Source organism: Massilia brevitalea (assembly GCF_030711405.1).
Taxonomy (GTDB): domain Bacteria; phylum Pseudomonadota; class Gammaproteobacteria; order Burkholderiales; family Burkholderiaceae_D; genus Telluria; species Telluria brevitalea.
On the sequence record NZ_JAULSI010000027.1, the window covers coordinates 1 to 16,181 of the forward strand.

The following is a 16,181-nucleotide window of genomic DNA, read 5'->3' on the forward strand; positions in this document are numbered from 1 at the left end:
TGCCGTTATCAGGAGGGTGGAGTCCATCACATTAGGGTGGGCACGGAGTGCCCACCCTACGTGGCAGCAGCCAACAGTTACGCGACAGCCACCAGCCGATCCAGCTTCTCGCCATCGGCCAGCAAGCTGGCGCTGTCCGAGTCATGCACGATCCGCCCGCGGTCCAGCACGATGGCGCGCGAGGTCAGCGACAAGGCCAGCCGCGCGTGCTGCTCGACCACGATCACCGACATGCCCTCGTCCGCCACCAGGCGCCGGATCACGCGCACCAGCTCCTGCACGATGATCGGCGCCAGGCCTTCCATCGGCTCGTCGAGCAGCAGGATGCGCGGGTTCGTCATCAGGGCGCGGGCGATGGCCAACATTTGTTGCTCGCCACCAGACAATTGATTGCCCATGTTCGCGCGGCGCTCCTGCAAACGCGGGAATATCTCGTAGATCTTCGCCAGGTTCCACGGCCCCGGGCGCTCCACCACGGTCAGGTGTTCCTCGACCGTGAGCGACGGGAACATGTGGCGCTCCTGCGGCACCCAGCCCAGCCCCGAGCGCGAGCGTTTATAGGTCGGCACGCGCGCGATGTCGCCGCCGGCCCAGCGGATGGAACCCTTGTGCAGGCGGGTGAGACCCATCAGCGTCACCAGCAAGCTGGTCTTGCCGACGCCGTTGCGGCCCAGCAGGGCCAGGCTGTCGCCCTCGTTCATCGTGAACGATACGTCCTCCAAAACGATCGATTCGCCGTAGCCGGCGGTCACGCGGTCCAACGCAAGCAATTCAGGCATGTTCAGCCTCCCCCAAGTACACTTCCTTCACGCGCAGATCGGCGGCGATTTCGGCCGGCGTGCCTTCGGTCAGCACCTTGCCGCCCACCAGCACCGTGATGCGGTCGGCAAAACGGAACACCAGGCCCATGTCGTGCTCGATGAAGAGCACCGTCACGTCACGCGGCAGGCCGGCGATGACCTCGAACAGCTCCTTGCTCTCCAGCGAAGGAATGCCGGCCGCCGGTTCGTCCAGCAGCAGGATCTTCGGCTGCGTCGCCAGCGCAAGCGCAATCTCCACCAGGCGCTGCTTGCCATAGGCCATGCTGCGCGTGATGCTGCTCGCCTCTTTCGTCAGCTTGAGCGTGGCCAGCAGCGCCATCGCTTCCTCGACCACATCGGCATGGTTCGCCACCGTCTTCCACCACACTTTTTGCAGGCCGCGGCGCTCGCAGATGGCCAGCATCACCGATTCCAGCACCGTCATGCCCGCGAACAGGGTGTTGATCTGGAAGGTACGGGTCATGCCGCGTTTTACGCGTTCGTGCTGGGCGAGCCGGGTGATGTCCTCGTCGCCCAAGAACACCTTGCCGCTCGATGGCGGAAAGCCGCCGGTAAGCAAATTGATGAAGGTGGTCTTGCCGGCGCCGTTCGGGCCGATCAGCGCATGGCGCGCGCCCGGCTCGAAGCTGAGCGAGATATCGGTGTTCGCCTTGAAGCCGCCCCACTGCTTGCACAGTGCTTCGGTACGCAGGGTCATGGCCATGGGGCCTCCTTACGCTTGAATGTGGCGACGATCTTTTCCAGGCCGCCCAGGATGCCGCCGCGTGCGAACAGCACGATCAGCACCAGCAGCAGGCCGATGTAGAACTGCCAGTAGGTCGGGTCGAAGCCCGAGATCTTGTCCTGCGCGATCATAAACACGGCCGCACCGACCAGCGCGCCGTACAGGCGTCCGGTCCCGCCCAGCACCAGCATGATCAGCAGTTCTGCCGAACGCGGGAAGCCGAGTACGTCCAGGCCGACGAACTGCGTGGTCTGGGCCAGCAGTGCCCCGGCGATGCCGGCCACCGCGGCACCCAGCGTGAACACGGCTACCAGGCGGCGATCGACGTTCGCGCCGATGGCCGGCATGCGCCGCCCGCCTTCGCGGATGCCGCGCAGCGACAGGCCGAACGGCGAATTCACCACGCGCCGCATCACCACGAACAGGATGAACAGCACGCCGAAGCTGTACCAGAAGGCGGTCTTGCCGTACAAATCGAACTCGAAGGCGCCGAACAGCGGCGCCATCGCCATGCCCGACAGCCCATCGACGCCGCCGGTAATGAAGGCCGCCTTGTTGGCCGCCTCGAACAGCATCAGGCCGATGCCGAGCGTGACCATCAGGCGCGCCAGGTCTTGCCCGCGAATGACCAGGAAGCTGACGATGAAGCCGAAGATGCCGGCCACGATGGCCGCCGCGAACAGGCCGGAAATCGGCTCGCCCCAGCCATGCACCGACAGCAGGCCGGCCGTGTAGGCGCCGAGTCCGAAGAAGGCGGCGTGGCCGAGCGACACGATGCCGGCATAGCCCAGGATCAGGTCGAGCGACATCGCGAACAGGCCGATGATCATGATCTGGCTGATCAGGACCAGGTAGTCCGGGAAGAAGAAGTAGGACGCGACCGGCAGCAGCCAGAACGCGATTTCCAGCGCCTTCCAGCGGTCGTTCGGCAGGCGCAGCGTGCTGCGGTTCACAGCCTGCGGCTCCGTACCAGTGACCGAAGCATCGGTCTTGGCCTTGATGGCCGTCGTCGAATAGGCGTTCATGCTTTCCTCCGTACCAGGCCAAACGGGAACAGGATGAGCAGCACCACCATCAGCGTGTAGATGACGAAGGCACCCACTTCCGGCACATAGTATTTACCGGCGACGTCGAACACGCCGAGGATGATCGCCGCGATCAGCGACCCCTTGATGGACCCGGCGTCGCCCACGGCCACTACCAGCAGGAAGTAGACCATGTACTTGATCGGGAAGCTCGGGTCCAGGCCCAGCACGTCGATGCCGAGTCCACCGCCCAGGCCGGCCAGGCCCGAGCCCAGCGCGAAGGTGAGCGAGAACACGCGGCTGACGTTGATGCCGAGACCTTCGGCCGCGGTCTGGTTGTCGACCGAGGCGCGGATCTGCGCGCCGAAGCGGGTGCGCTCGATCAGCAGGTAGAGGCCGAAGGTGATCAGCACCACCACGCCGATCAGGAACAGGCGGTAGGCGCCGAGGTCGAGGCCGAGCACATGCACCTGGCCGCGCAGCCAGTCCGGCAGGTGCACCGGCTGCTGGGTCGGGCCGAACAGGAAGGTCGCGCCGGCCACCGCCATGAAGGTCAGGCCGATCGAGAACAGCACCTGGTCCAGGTGGGTGGCTTTATACAGCTGGCGGTACAGGGTGCGTTCCAGCACCAGGCCGACCACGGCGGCCGCGACGAAGGCCAGCGGCAGCGTGGCCAGGAAAGGCAGCCCGAGTTTGCTGAGCAAGGTGACGCAGACATAGCCGCCGACCATGGCAAAGGCGCCGTGGGCCAGGTTAATGAAGTTCATCATGCCCATCGTGACCGACAGGCCGACGCTGATCAGGAACAGCAGCGCGCCGTAAGCCACGCCGTCGAACAGCACGCCGATGAAGTTGCCGATCATGGCAGCCTCCCGCGTGAAGATGCTTTGTATTTCATGTTTGTCTCCTGCTTCTCTTCTTATGAATCTACGTGCTTAGACGCGCTCGATGACCATGGCGATACCCTGCCCCACGCCGATGCACATCGTGCACAGCGCATAGCGCCCGCCGGTGCGGTGCAGCTGGTACACGGCAGTGGTAACGAGGCGCGCCCCGCTCATGCCCAGCGGGTGGCCGAGGGCGATGCCGCCGCCATATGGGTTGACCCTCGGATCATCGTCGGCAACACCGAGTTCGCGCAACACGGCCAGGGCTTGCGCTGCGAACGCTTCATTGAGCTCGATGATGTCCATCTGGTCGATGGTCATGCCCAGCTGGGCCAGCAGCTTCTTCGACGCCGGCGCCGGGCCGATGCCCATTACGCGTGGCGGCACGCCGGCGGTGGCCATGCCGACGATCCGCGCGCGTGGCGTCAAGCCATGTTTGGCTGCCGCCTCGCCGCTGGCGATCAGCACTGCGCAGGCGCCGTCGTTCACGCCGGAAGCGTTACCGGCTGTGACGGTTCCTTCCGGATGCACCACGCCTTTCAATTTCGCCAGCGCCTCGAGACTGGTCTCGCGCGGATGTTCGTCGTGCTCGAACTTGATGTGATCGCCTTTTTTTTGCGGAATCAAGACCGGCACGATCTCGTCCGCGAACAGGCCCTCTTTTTGCGCCCGCGCCACCTTTTGCTGGCTGGCCAGGGCAAAGCGGTCCTGGTCCGCGCGCGACACCTTGTAGTCGACCGCCACGTTCTCGGCCGTTTCCGGCATCGAGTCGGTGCCGTACAGGTGCTTCATCTGCTTGTTCGGGAAGCGCCAGCCGATGGTGGTGTCGTAGATCGCGGCCTGGCGCGAAAAAGCGGCATCGGCCTTGCCCATCACGAAAGGCGCACGCGTCATCGACTCGACGCCGCCGGCGATCATGAGCTGGGTCTCGCCGGCCTTGATGGCGCGCGCCGCGATGCCGATGGCGTCCATGCCCGAGCCGCACAGGCGGTTGACGGTGGTGCCCGGAACGTCAGGCGGCAGGCCAGCCAGCAAGGACGCCATGTGGGCGACATTCCGGTTGTCTTCGCCGGCCTGGTTGGCGCAGCCGTAGATCACGTCGTCGACCTGGGTCCAGTCGACGCCGGGATTGCGCGACATGAGCTCGCGCAGCGGGATGGCGCCGAGGTCGTCGGCCCGCACATCCTTCAGCGCGCCGCCGTAGCGGCCGATCGGGGTGCGGATGGCGTCACAAATGAAAGCGTCGGTCATGCTGGATCTCCTGATTCCGGTGGCAGCAGGGGTGCTGCCGTAACAGCCTGCAGTTCATACAGGCTCAGGCCCGGCGCCATTTCGCGCACGCGCAGGCCGTGCCTGGTCACGTCGAGGACGGCCAGGTCGGTATAGATACGGTTCACGCAGGCCACGCCGGTGAGCGGGTAGGTGCACTGCTGCACGACCTTGCTTTCGCCGGTCTTGGTCTGGTGGTCCATCATCACGAACACCTGCTTGGCGCCGATGGCGAGGTCCATCGCGCCGCCCACGGCGGGAATCGCATCCGGTGCGCCGGTGTGCCAGTTGGCGAGATCGCCCCTTTCCGAGACCTGGAAGGCGCCGAGCACGCAGATGTCGAGATGGCCGCCGCGCATCATGGCAAACGAATCGCCGTGGTGGAAGTAGGCGCCGCCGGTGAGGATGGTTACCGGCTGCTTGCCGGCGTTGATCAGGTCTTCGTCTTCCTCGCCTTCAAGCGGGGCCGGACCCATGCCGAGCAGGCCGTTCTCGCTGTGCAGGAAGACTTCGCGGTCAGCCGGCAGGTAGTTGGCGACCTTGGTCGGCAGGCCGATGCCGAGGTTCACGTAGGCGCCTTCGTGGATGTCCTGCGCCACGCGCGCGGCGATCTGGTCGCGGGTAAAACGATTCATACAACCTCCTTCACGACGCGCTGGACGAAGATGCCCGGGGTGACGATGACCTCGGGATCGAGCTCGCCCAGCGGCACGATGTCCGCCACCTGGGCGATGGTGACCTTCGCCGCCATCGCCATGATCGGACCGAAGTTGCGCGCGGTCTTGCGGTACACGAGGTTGCCCCAGCGGTCGCCGCGGTGCGCCTTGATCAGCGCGAAGTCGGCGTGGATCGGCGCTTCCAGCACATAGTGGCGGCCGTCGATCAGGCGCGTTTCCTTGCCCTCGGCCAGCAGCGTGCCGTAGCCGGTGGGCGTGAAGAAGCCGCCGATGCCGGCGCCGGCGGCGCGGATGCGTTCGGCCAGGTTGCCTTGCGGGGTGAGTTCGAGTTCGATGTCGCCGGCGCGGTACAGGGCGTCGAAGTGGTGGGAGTCAAGCTGGCGCGGGAAGGAGCAGATGATCTTGCGTACCCGCCTGGCGGCCAGCAGCGCGGCCAGCCCGGTGTCGCCGTTGCCGGCATTGTTGTTGACGATCGTGAGCTCGCGCGCGCCTTGCGCGATGAGTGCGTCGATCAGCTGCGCGGGCATGCCCGCATTGCCGAAGCCGCCGATCATGACGGTCGCCCCGTCATGCACGTCGGCGACGGCACGCTCCAGCGATTGGTAGGTTTTGTCGATCATGTCTCCGCCTTGGGGCCTGATCCATCCGGCCCACTTGAAATGATGTTGCCGTTGTTCGATAATCGAACTATTGTTTGATTACCGCCCAACGCAGTGTAGTGGTAGCGTAGCCGAAAGGTCAAGAAAAAAGACCAATCGAAGCGCACCCCGCTGCATTACAATCCCGCCATGACAAATATTGCGATCACTAACAACGAGGCCGACAGCCCGGAAACGCTTGATGCCGGCGAGGAGCGCGAGCTCAGCATCGCCGAGCAGATCGACGCCCTGACCGACCCCAGTTTCATGACCTCGCTGGCGCGCGGCCTGGCCGTGGTGCAAGCCTTCAGCGACTCGCGCAAGCCGCAGACCATCGCCCAGGTCAGCCAGAAGACCGGCATCCCGCGCGCGGCCGTACGGCGCTGCCTGTACACGCTGCAGCAGCTCGGCTACGTCGACGCCGAGCACAACAACTTCTCGCTGCGGCCCAAGGTGCTGACGCTCGGCTACTCCTACCTGTCGTCGACGCCGCTGACGGTGTCGAGCCAGCCCTACCTGAACAACATCAGCCGCGAGCTGGGCGAATCGAGTTCGCTCGCCGTGCTCGACGACGGCGAAGTGCTGTACGTGGCGCGCGCCGCCACCACGCGCGTGATGTCGGTGGCCCTGAACACCGGCAGCCGCCTGCCCGCCTACTGCACTTCGCTGGGCCGGGTGATGCTGGCCCATCTGCCGCCGGATCAGCTGAACGCCTACTTTGCGCGCACCAAGTTGAAGGCGATGACCGACAAGACCGTGACTACGCAGAAGCGCCTGCGCGAGATCCTGGCCGGCGTGCGCCAGAGCGGCTACGCCATCAACGACGAGGAACTGGAACTGGGCCTGCGCTCGATCTCGGTGCCGGTGCGCGGCGCTTCCGGCCAGGTGGTTGCGGCGCTGAACGTGGGAGCGCAGGCGGCGCGGGTCAGTGTCGAGCGGATGCAGGCCGAGTTCCTGCCGGTGCTGCTGCGCGGCGCGCAGGAGCTGTCGGTGCTGCTGCCGTAAGGCTTATTGGACGTTCGTAGGGTGGGCTCTCGAGCCCACGCGGTACGACGGCCGCATGTCGAAATGTGACTTCAGCGACATGCAACGGTTCAACCGCGTGGACTCGGGAGTCCACCCTACAAAACCGCCACCCCTACGGCCCGCGTTTCGACATGCGGGCGCTGTCATGGTGGGTTCGAGAACCCACCCTACGCGGTTCGACATGTGGGCGCTGCATCGATACCGTAGGGTGGGTTCTCGAACCCACCAATCGGCACCATAGCCGGTCAATCAGAAGTGGTGCCGCAGCCCCAGCATCACGCCATTCTGCGTCTTGCCCACACCCACCGAGCCGCCCGCATCCAGCGCCACCGCCGAGTTGCCGTCGTTGTCCATCCGCCCGATCGCCGTGTACAGCACGGTGCGCTTCGACAGCGCATAGCTCAGGCGCGCCACCAGCATCGTGACGTCGTCGTCGGAATGGCGCGTGTTGCGCGCCGCCGCCTGGACGTCGACCACGAAGTTGTTGACCGGGTGGCTCACGCCCAGGTACCACAGCAGCGATTCGGTGGGGCCGGTGGCGGCGTTGGTTTCGCGGTCGATGGCGCCGCCGCCGATCTTGGTCGCGCCCAGCATCAGGTAGCCGTTGACGGTGCTGCGGATGTCGGTGTTGTTCGGGCTGGTGAGGCCGCCGGCAGCGCCGGTGTTGCCCTTCAGGCGGTCGTACGAAGCGTTCAGGCCCCACTGCTTGTTCTCGTAGCCGAGCAGCGCGGTGTACTGGCGGCAGGCCTTCGAATTGCCGACCACTTCGCCGGCGCAGTTGGTGGCCGCCGGGCCGCCGGCGGCGGAGGCATCGCGGCCGAAGCTGTAGGTGGCGCCCACCACGACCCCGTTGAAGTTGCCCATGTAGCCGATGGCGTTGTCGCTGCGCGCGTTCGGCAGGTAGGGGTCGATGCTGCCGATGGCGAACAGGTGCGGGCCAAGGACGTCGGCCTTCAGGCCCGAGATATACGTCATGTTGTTCTGGCGGCCCAGGGTCAGCGTGCCCCAGTCGCCTTTCAGGCCAACCAGCGCCGCGCGCCCGAACATGCGCCCGCCCTGCTGCGAGGAGCCGTTGTCCATGGCCAGGCCGCTTTCCAGTACGAAGAAGGCCTGCAGCCCGCCGCCGAGGTCCTCGGTGCCCTTGAAGCCGATGCGCGAGGGGAAGGAGCTGGTGAGCGACGGCACCTTGGTGTTGGAGTCGCCGGCAGCGTTCACGTTGGTCAGGTGGGCGACGCCGCTGTCGACGATGCCGTAGATCTGGACCGAAGTCTGTGCGTGGGCGGAAGTGCTTGCGGCGGCGGCGAGGCCGCACATCAGCGCGGCGGCGCTGGACAGGACTTTCTTCATGTTGTCTCCATGGGTTTATTGGTATGGAGTGTGCGATTACCGAACAAGAGGTTGTTAATCGAACGCGAAAACGATACTATTGTTGTCACGTAACCTTGTCAACAATATGATTGCGTCACTTGTTGACCCGGTTGCGGCTCGGCCACGATGCCAACCGGGCAGACAAGCTGCCCCGCGAGACCAACCAACAGGAGACAAGCATGCAGTTCAAGAACATCGCCGCGTTCGCCGTGGCCACCGCGCTCAGCGCCGCCGCCACCCCGCTCGCCTGGGCCCAGGACACCATCAAGGTCGGCGTGATCGCCTCCTTCTCCGGGCCGTTTGCCGACTACGGCAAGCAGATGCAGGGCGGGATCAAGGCCTGGATGGCGCAGCATGGCGACACCGTCGCCGGCGAGAAGATCCAGATCATCTACAAGGACACCACCGGCCCCTCGCCGGAAATCGCCAAGCGCCTGGCGCAGGAACTGGTGGTGCGCGACAAGGTCGACTTCCTGGCCGGCTTCGGCCTGACGCCGGAAGCGCTGGCGGTGGCCCCGATCGCGCAGCAGGCGAAGAAGCCGATGATCATCATGAACGCGGCCACGTCGATCATCACCACAAAATCCGACTACATCGCGCGCTTCTCGATGACGCTGCCGCAGATCTCGGCGCCGATGGGCGACTGGGCGCTGAAGAACAAGATCAAGAATGTGGCGACGGTGGTGGCCGACTACGGCCCCGGCATCGATGCCGAAAAAGCCTTCAGCGACCGCCTGGTGAAAAACGGCGGCAAGATCGTCGAATCGATCCGCGTCCCGCTGCGCAACCCGGAATTCGCGCCCTTCATCCAGCGCATCAAGGATGCCAAGCCGGATGCCGTGTTCGTGTTCGTGCCGGCCGGCGAGCAAAGCATCGCCTTCATGAAGGGCTATCGGGAACGCGGCCTGGCTGCCGCCGGCATCAAGGTCATCGCCACCGGCGACCTGACCGACGACCACGTGCTGCCGGCCATGGGCGACAACACCCTGGGCGTGATCACCACCTTCCACTACTCGGCGGCGCACAAGTCGCCCGAGAACGACGCCTTCCTGAAAAGCTTTGCCGCCACCAACCCGCAAGGCGGCCGCCCCAACTTCATGGCCGTTGCCGCGTATGACGGCATGAACGCGATCTACCAGGTCAGCAACAAGTTGGGCGGCAAGATCGACGGCGACAAGGCGATGGCAGTATTAAAGGGCATGAAGATCGCCAGCCCACGCGGCCCGATCAGCATCGACCCGGCCACGCGCGACGTGGTGCAGACGGTCTACGTGCGCAAGGTCGAGAAGGTGAGCGGTGAGCCCTACAACATCGAGTTCGACCAGTTCCCGAACCTGAAGGATCCGGGCAAGCAATAAGCTGAACAGCGGGGGTCAGGTCTGACATCCGGACACGAGCCCAGCCTTAACATGGCGGTGCCCGTGTCCAGGGCACTGCGTGCGGGACTCAGGGCTGAGCCTTTTCTCCAGCCGTGCGCACGGTCGCCACCAGCACCGGCAGCGACCAGGCCCCGCCCGGCGCCACCATCCGGCAATCGCCGGTGTCGCCCTCACCGGTCTGGACGAAGCGCCGTCCGTCCCAGGTCCACGCCTCGAACGACCAGCAGTCGCCCAGGCCGCGGCCCTTGTGCGAGCCGCCGATGGTGCCGCCCTGGTAGTCGGAGCCGGCGCTCGTGACCAGCTGCGGCGCATACGGCGGATTGGCGTTGATGACCCAGTAGGCATAGCCCTCGTTGTACGCCGCGCGCCAGCAAGGCATGGAGGCCAGCAGCTTGCCGCCCGACAGGCGGTTCACGGTAATCTCGCCGGGCTTGCCCTCGCTATCCGTCGTTTCCGTACACGTTTCCTCGTCGACCTGCAAGGCTGTGCGCAGGGCGGCGAGGCGCTCCTTTGGCAGGCTGACCGCGCGGTCGTCGAGGGCGGCGACCACCACCACGGGTTCCGGCAGGGCCGGCAAGACGCTGCTCTCGGGCTTCGTCCCCTTGCGCATCACCGCGCCGGGTGTGCCGATGCGGCCCTGGAACTCGTCCATCTTGAGCAGCACCGCCGTCGCGCCCGCATCCGACAGGCGCCAGGTGCGCGGGCCGTCGGTCCATTCGATCTTGCTGACACGCGCGAGCGCGCCGAGCAGGGCCGCGGTCTGGGCCGGCGACAGGTCGACGGTCCAGTCTTCTTCCGGGACCATGAGTTTGCCGTAGGCCTTGCCGTTGATCTTCATCGTCGGCGCCAGCGTCTTGGGGAGCGATTTGGCGGTCTCATCGTCCAGGTAGGTGCCGAACTGCACTTCACCCTGCACGGGCGCGTTCGGCCCTGCCTTGCGGGTCAGGAGCACCGACACCGCCAGCGGTTCGGGTTCGCTGTCGTCGTCGCCGGTCCTGCCGATGTAGTAGCCGGCGGCGCGGCAGGTGCGGGTGTTGTCGCAGGCGATTTCCCAGTCGCCGTGCGAGAACTGCAGCTTGGGCAGGTCGGCGGCGCCGGCGCGCGAGGCGCCGGCCAGGAGGAGCAAGCCGGCGCCGAGGCATGTGGCAATCGTTCTGTTCATCTGTCTCATGTGTGCGTGGCTCGGGGCGTTGTGGCGCCGGGTTATCGAAAGCCGGAGTCTACGTTGCCGTTGTTTTCCAGGCAAGCTTTCGCGCCCGGTCAACCGTGCCCGCCGCCATGGTCGAGCGGTGTAGCATAGGTCATCGGGGCTGCCTCGCCCCACCGACTATCCGAATACGAAAGGAAGCATGGTGAACCAACGCTATCGACCGATCACGCGCCTGGGCCTGGGTGGCACCGGGCTGGGCGACATGTACCACACCACGAGCGACGAGGCGGCAATGTCCACCGTCGACGCCGCGTGGGAAGCGGGCATCCGCTATTTCGACACCGCGCCGCACTACGGCGCCGGCCTGTCCGAGCACCGCTTCGGCCAGGCCCTGCGCCGCCGCAAGCGCGAGGACTTCACGCTGTCGACCAAGGTCGGCCGCCTGCTGGTGCCGCACGGCCCCGGCGAAATCGCGGCGCCATTCGTCGGCACGCTGCCCTTCAAGCGCGTGCTCGACTACACGGCGGACGGCGTGCGCCGCGCGGTGGAAGACAGCCTGCAGCGCCTGGCGCTGGGCCACATCGACATCGTCTATGTGCACGACCTGTCGCCCGACGCCCTGCCCCAGGCCGAGTTCGAGCACCACTTCGGCATTGCGGCCGGCAAGAACGGCGCCTTCGAGGGCCTGGTCAAGCTGCGCGAGGAAGGCGTGATCAAGGGCTGGGGCATGGGCGTGAACACGATCGGACCCTGCATGCGCGCACTGCAGCAGTCCGACCCGGACATCTTTTTGCTGGCGGGGCGCTACACGCTGATGGAAACCACTCCGCTACAGGAATTCTTCCCGCTGTGCGAAGCGCGCGGCGCGGGCGTGGTGCTCGGCGGGCCGTTCAATTCCGGCTTCCTGGTCGGCGGCGAGCATTACGATTACCAGCCGGCCAAGCCGGAGCAGCACGCGCTGCGCGAGCGCCTGCGCAAGGTGGCCGCCGAGCACGGCGTCGACTTGCCGGCGGCGGCGCTGCAGTTCGGCCTGGCGCATCCGGTGGTGGCCGCGACCATTCCCGGCGCCAGCAGCCCGCAGCACCTGAAGCGCAACGCGGCGCTGATGGATATTCAGATTCCTGCCGCGTTCTGGGAAGCCCTGCTGGCCGAAGGCTTGCTGCCGCAGGAGGCGCCTGTGCCGCCGCGCAAGCCGGTAGTGTAAGCTGTAGCACAAGTTCGATACGCCGCCGCGCCTCCTTGCAGGCGCGGGGCATGCCGACTGCGCGGCACAGCGCAGCGGCACACCATAGACAACGACAGGATATGGAGACAAACATGCAGCCTCTGCCCAGCTACGTCCATGGCGCGCACGACGTGCCGCTCATCGGCGAGACCATCGGCGACTTCCTCACCCACATCGCGGCGCGTTACGCCGACAACGACGCCCTCGTCGTTCGGCACCAGGAGGTGCGCTGGACCTACCGCGAATTCGACGAGCGCGTGACGCGACTGGCCGCCGGCCTGCTGGCGCTGGGGCTGGAGCCGGGCGACCGCGTCGGCATCTGGTCGCAGAACTGCGCCGAATGGGTGCTGGTGCAGTTCGCCACCGCGCGCGCCGGTTTGATCATGGTGAACATCAACCCCGCCTACCGCCGCTCGGAACTCGAATACGTGCTGGGCAAGGTGCAGTGCGCGGCCCTGATCCTGGCGCCCGTGTTCAAGTTCAGCGACTACATCGGCATGGTGCAGGATGTGGTGCCCGAGATCTTGGGGGCGGCGCCGTCGCAGCTACGCTCAAGCAAGCTCCCGCAACTGCGCCATGTGATCCGCATGGGGAGCGCGCAGACGCCGGGCATGCTGAATTTCGATGATCTGATGGCCGAACCGGGCGCCGGACAGCTGGCGCAACTGGCCAAGCTGGGCGCGGCGCTGCAGTTCGACGACCCGGTGAACATCCAGTTCACCTCGGGCACCACCGGCTCGCCGAAGGGCGCCACGCTCACCCACCACAATATCCTGAACAACGGCTTCTTCATCGGTGAGGCGATGAAGCTGACCCACATCGACCGCCTGTGCATCCCGGTGCCGCTCTACCACTGCTTCGGCATGGTGCTGGGGAACCTGGCCTGCGTGACGCACGGCGCGACGATGGTCTTCCCGGGCGAAGGCTTCGAGCCGAAGTCGGTGCTGGAAACGGTGCAGAACGAACGCTGCACCGGCCTGCACGGCGTGCCGACCATGTTCATCGCCCTGCTCGACCATCCGGATTTTGCACAATACGATCTGTCGACGCTACGCACCGGCATCATGGCCGGCTCGCCCTGCCCGGCCGAGGTGATGAGCCGCGTGATCGAGCGCATGCACCTGTCCGAGATCACGATCGCCTACGGCATGACCGAGACCTCTCCGGTCAGCTTCCAGAGTTCGACCGACGATCCGGTGCCCCTGCGCGTGTCCACCATCGGCCGCGTGCACCCGCACCTGGAAGTGAAGATCGTCGACGCCGACGGGTGCATCGTGCCGCGCGGCGTGAAGGGCGAACTGCTGACGCGCGGCTATTCGGTGATGCTCGGCTACTGGGGCGACGAGGAAAAGACGCGCGAGACCATCGACGCGGCGCGCTGGATGCATACGGGCGACCTGGCCGTGATCGACGAGAACGGCTTTGCCACCATCGTCGGCCGCGCCAAGGACATGGTGATCCGCGGCGGCGAGAACATCTACCCGCGCGAGATCGAGGAATTCCTGTACAAGCATCCGAAGGTGCTGGACGTGCAGTGCGTCGGCGTGCCCGACCCGAAGTTCGGCGAGGAGCTGTGCGCCTGCATCATCCTGCGGCCCGGGATGGACGCCGATGCCGACGAGATCCGCGACTTCTGCAAGGGGCAGATCGCGCACTACAAGATCCCGCGCCATATCCGCTTCGTGACGCAGTTTCCGATGACGGTGACCGGCAAGATCCAGAAGTACCTGCTGCGCGAGCAGGCCGCGACCGATCTTGGCCTGGCGGGCTGAGGGCGCCAATATGGAACGCGCGCTGTGGCACTACGATTTGATTTCGCCGTTCGCGTACCTGCACTTTCACCGGCTGGCTCCATTGCGCGAGCAGGTGCAGATCAAGGCGGTGCCGGTGCTGTTTGCGGGGATGCTGAAGCACTGGGGGACGAAGGGGCCGGCGGAGACGGCGCCGAAGCGGCTGCATACTTACCAGTATTGCGTGTGGCAGGCCGGGGTGCAGGGTATTCCGTTCCGGATGCCGCCGCGGCATCCCTTCAATTCGCTGGCGGCGCAGCGGCTGATGGTGGCGCTGGAGGCCGGCGATGAGGTCGTTGAAAAGGCCTTCGGCTTCATCTTCGGCGAGGGGCGCGATCCGGAAGTTGAGTTCGATGCGCTGGCTGCGCGGCTCGGCGTCGGCGATGCTGCGGAGCTGGTCGCCAGGCCAGAGGTAAAGCAGCGGCTCGTCGCGAATACCCAACAGGCCATCGGCCAGGGCGTGTTCGGCGTGCCTTCGCTGGTACTGCATGGACAGGTTTTCTGGGGGAACGATACGGTCGAGTGGGCGACGCGCTTCCTGGAGGAGCCGGATCTGTTCGAGCGGCCAGAGTATGCATCCGCGCGTGCAACCGGAGCTGGAGTCGTCAGAAGCTCGTAGGGTGGGCGCTCCGTGCCCACGCGTGACGTTCGCTAACTGTTGGAATTAAAAAGTTGGCCAACAATGGTCATCGTTCACGCGTGGGCACAAGTGCCTAGCGCGGCCCGGCCCACCCTACGTACATCAGCGCCAACGTAGAAATACGTTTACAGTCCCTGCACACTCAAGGCCCTGACCGCGCCGCGCAACTGCGCCTGCAAGGTCGCCTTTGCCTCCTCGTCCAGATCGGCAAACATCAACCCCTCCAGCTCTGCTACCTGCGCATCGCAATCGGCCAGCACGGCCTGCCCGGCCTCCGTCAGGCTGATCTGGATGATGCGCCCGTGCGCCGGGTCCGGCGTGCGCGCGATCCAGCCCTTTCCCTCCATCTGCTTGACCATCTCGTTGGCCGACTGCGGCGACACCATCGTGCGCGTGGCCAGCTGCGCGTTCGACAGCGCGCCATGCGCACGGAATACCGACAGCGCCGTGTACTGCGGCACGGACAACCCGCAAGGCGCCAGGCTGTCGCGCAGGCGCTGCTTCAGGATGTGGTCGAGGCGGCCGACGAGGTAGGCCAGGCTGGTCGGTTTCGAGGTCTTCGGGACGGGCGATAATTTTTTTGCAGTGTTCATAAAAAGTTACTTGTCATGCCGATCCGGCCCGTATAGTATAAGACACATATCAGGCAGCCTGATACAAAATTGACCAAGAGGAGACATTGTATGTCCAAATACGAAGCACGCTGGCAAACCGTCAAAGTGGATGTCGATAACGGTATCGGCTGGATCACCCTGAACCGCCCGGAGAAGCGCAATGCCATGAGCCCGACGCTGAACCGCGAGATGATCGATGTGCTGGAGACCCTCGAGCTCGACGATGACGCCCAGGTGATCGTCCTCACCGGAGCCGGCGAGGCCTGGACCGCGGGGATGGACCTCAAAGAATACTTCCGCGAAACCGATGGCAAGCCGGAAATCATGCAGGAACGCATGCGCCGCGACTGCTCGCAGTGGCAGTGGAAATTACTGCGCATGTATAGCAAGGCGACCATTGCCATGGTCAACGGCTGGTGCTTCGGCGGCGCATTCTCGCCGCTGGTGGCTTGCGACCTGGCGATCGCCGCCGACGACGCCGTGTTCGGCTTGTCGGAAGTGAACTGGGGTATCCCACCAGGCAATCTGGTGAGCAAGGCCGTGGCCGACACCATGGGCCACCGCAACGCCCTGCACTACATCATGACCGGCGACACCTTTACCGGCAAGGAAGCGGCAAGCATGGGCCTGATCAACAGGAGCGTGCCGAAGGAGCAGCTACGCGACGCCGTGATCGAACTGGCAAATAAGCTGCTCGAAAAGAACCCGGTGGTGCTGCGCTACGCGAAAGTCGGCTTCAAGCGCTGCCGCGAACTGACCTGGGAACAAGGCGAAGACTACCTGTACGCCAAGACCGACCAGTCCAACTACCGCGACCCGGAAAAGGGCCGCAAGGAAGGCCTGAAGCAATTCCTGGACGATAAGACCATCAAGCCGGGGCTGCAGACCTATAAGCGTAGCTAATAAAAAAGCCTGCTCATTCAGAACAAAACAATAATAATGGCGGCG

The 16,181-nt window shown here is 65.3% G+C and carries 16 protein-coding genes; 6 read left to right on the forward strand and 10 right to left on the reverse strand.

The annotated features are described in order from the left end of the window. Positions 1-77 precede the first annotated feature (77 nt). The 7 genes from QWL29_RS17155 to QWL29_RS17185 all read right to left on the reverse strand — a co-directional run bounded on the left by QWL29_RS17155 (position 78) and on the right by QWL29_RS17185 (position 6,023). A complete protein-coding gene (locus QWL29_RS17155; RefSeq protein ID WP_305824093.1) occupies positions 78-779 on the reverse strand; it encodes an ABC transporter ATP-binding protein in 702 nt (233 codons plus the stop codon). Continuing rightward, positions 772-1,524 (reverse strand): ABC transporter ATP-binding protein, encoded by a 753-nt coding sequence (locus tag QWL29_RS17160; protein ID WP_305824094.1) that lies wholly within the window; start codon positions 1,522-1,524, stop codon positions 772-774. Before QWL29_RS17160 ends, QWL29_RS17155 begins: the two co-directional genes overlap by 8 nt. After that, positions 1,515-2,570, reverse strand: coding sequence for a branched-chain amino acid ABC transporter permease (locus tag QWL29_RS17165; RefSeq protein ID WP_305824095.1), 1,056 nt, complete (start codon positions 2,568-2,570; stop codon positions 1,515-1,517). The genes QWL29_RS17160 and QWL29_RS17165 overlap by 10 nt, the downstream gene beginning before the upstream one ends. Next, positions 2,567-3,433 carry a branched-chain amino acid ABC transporter permease gene (locus tag QWL29_RS17170; RefSeq protein ID WP_305824096.1) on the reverse strand — a complete coding sequence of 289 codons (867 nt, stop codon included), beginning with the start codon at positions 3,431-3,433 and terminating at the stop codon, positions 2,567-2,569. The genes QWL29_RS17165 and QWL29_RS17170 overlap by 4 nt, the downstream gene beginning before the upstream one ends. Before the next feature lie 72 nt (positions 3,434-3,505). Then, positions 3,506-4,708: a 3-oxoadipyl-CoA thiolase gene (gene pcaF, locus QWL29_RS17175; RefSeq protein WP_305824097.1), complete on the reverse strand. Its 1,203-nt coding sequence runs from the start codon at positions 4,706-4,708 to the stop codon at positions 3,506-3,508. After that, positions 4,705-5,361, reverse strand: coding sequence for a CoA transferase subunit B (locus QWL29_RS17180; protein WP_305824098.1), 657 nt, complete (start codon positions 5,359-5,361; stop codon positions 4,705-4,707). Before QWL29_RS17180 ends, pcaF begins: the two co-directional genes overlap by 4 nt. Continuing rightward, on the reverse strand, positions 5,358-6,023 hold the full coding sequence (locus QWL29_RS17185; protein ID WP_305824099.1) for a 3-oxoacid CoA-transferase subunit A: 666 nt from the start codon (positions 6,021-6,023) through the stop codon (positions 5,358-5,360). The genes QWL29_RS17180 and QWL29_RS17185 overlap by 4 nt, the downstream gene beginning before the upstream one ends. A 168-nt stretch (positions 6,024-6,191) precedes the next feature. On the opposite strand from QWL29_RS17185, the gene QWL29_RS17190 reads away from it, so the two are divergent. After that, entirely contained in the window at positions 6,192-7,046 is an 855-nt protein-coding gene (locus tag QWL29_RS17190) for an IclR family transcriptional regulator domain-containing protein (RefSeq protein WP_305824100.1), read from the forward strand. Positions 7,047-7,316: 270 nt separating this feature from the next. Here QWL29_RS17190 and QWL29_RS17195 read toward each other — a convergent pair whose 3' ends face one another. Further along, the gene (locus QWL29_RS17195) at positions 7,317-8,414 is read right to left on the reverse strand and encodes a porin (protein WP_305824101.1); all 1,098 of its coding nucleotides are present in this window, start codon (positions 8,412-8,414) and stop codon (positions 7,317-7,319) included. Positions 8,415-8,614: 200 nt separating this feature from the next. On the opposite strand from QWL29_RS17195, the gene QWL29_RS17200 reads away from it, so the two are divergent. Then, complete coding sequence (locus QWL29_RS17200; RefSeq protein WP_305824102.1) at positions 8,615-9,793, forward strand: ABC transporter substrate-binding protein; 1,179 nt, start codon at positions 8,615-8,617, stop codon at positions 9,791-9,793. A gap of 88 nt (positions 9,794-9,881) precedes the next feature. Here the strand turns inward: QWL29_RS17200 and QWL29_RS17205 are convergent, their stop codons facing one another. Then, complete coding sequence (locus tag QWL29_RS17205) at positions 9,882-10,976, reverse strand: DUF1176 domain-containing protein (protein WP_305824103.1); 1,095 nt, start codon at positions 10,974-10,976, stop codon at positions 9,882-9,884. Positions 10,977-11,163: 187 nt separating this feature from the next. Between QWL29_RS17205 and QWL29_RS17210 the strand changes: the two genes are divergently transcribed. The 3 genes from QWL29_RS17210 to QWL29_RS17220 all read left to right on the forward strand — a co-directional run bounded on the left by QWL29_RS17210 (position 11,164) and on the right by QWL29_RS17220 (position 14,598). Beyond that, a complete protein-coding gene (locus QWL29_RS17210; RefSeq protein WP_305824104.1) occupies positions 11,164-12,168 on the forward strand; it encodes an aldo/keto reductase in 1,005 nt (334 codons plus the stop codon). Between the two features lie 113 nt (positions 12,169-12,281). Continuing rightward, complete coding sequence (locus QWL29_RS17215; RefSeq protein WP_305824105.1) at positions 12,282-13,961, forward strand: AMP-binding protein; 1,680 nt, start codon at positions 12,282-12,284, stop codon at positions 13,959-13,961. Between the two features lie 10 nt (positions 13,962-13,971). After that, positions 13,972-14,598 carry a 2-hydroxychromene-2-carboxylate isomerase gene (locus QWL29_RS17220; RefSeq protein ID WP_305824106.1) on the forward strand — a complete coding sequence of 209 codons (627 nt, stop codon included), beginning with the start codon at positions 13,972-13,974 and terminating at the stop codon, positions 14,596-14,598. A 146-nt stretch (positions 14,599-14,744) separates the two neighbouring features. Here the strand turns inward: QWL29_RS17220 and QWL29_RS17225 are convergent, their stop codons facing one another. Continuing rightward, positions 14,745-15,212, reverse strand: coding sequence for a MarR family winged helix-turn-helix transcriptional regulator (locus QWL29_RS17225; protein WP_305824107.1), 468 nt, complete (start codon positions 15,210-15,212; stop codon positions 14,745-14,747). A 90-nt stretch (positions 15,213-15,302) separates the two neighbouring features. Between QWL29_RS17225 and QWL29_RS17230 the strand changes: the two genes are divergently transcribed. Further along, positions 15,303-16,136: a p-hydroxycinnamoyl CoA hydratase/lyase gene (locus QWL29_RS17230; protein ID WP_305824108.1), complete on the forward strand. Its 834-nt coding sequence runs from the start codon at positions 15,303-15,305 to the stop codon at positions 16,134-16,136. Positions 16,137-16,181: the final 45 nt, after the last annotated feature.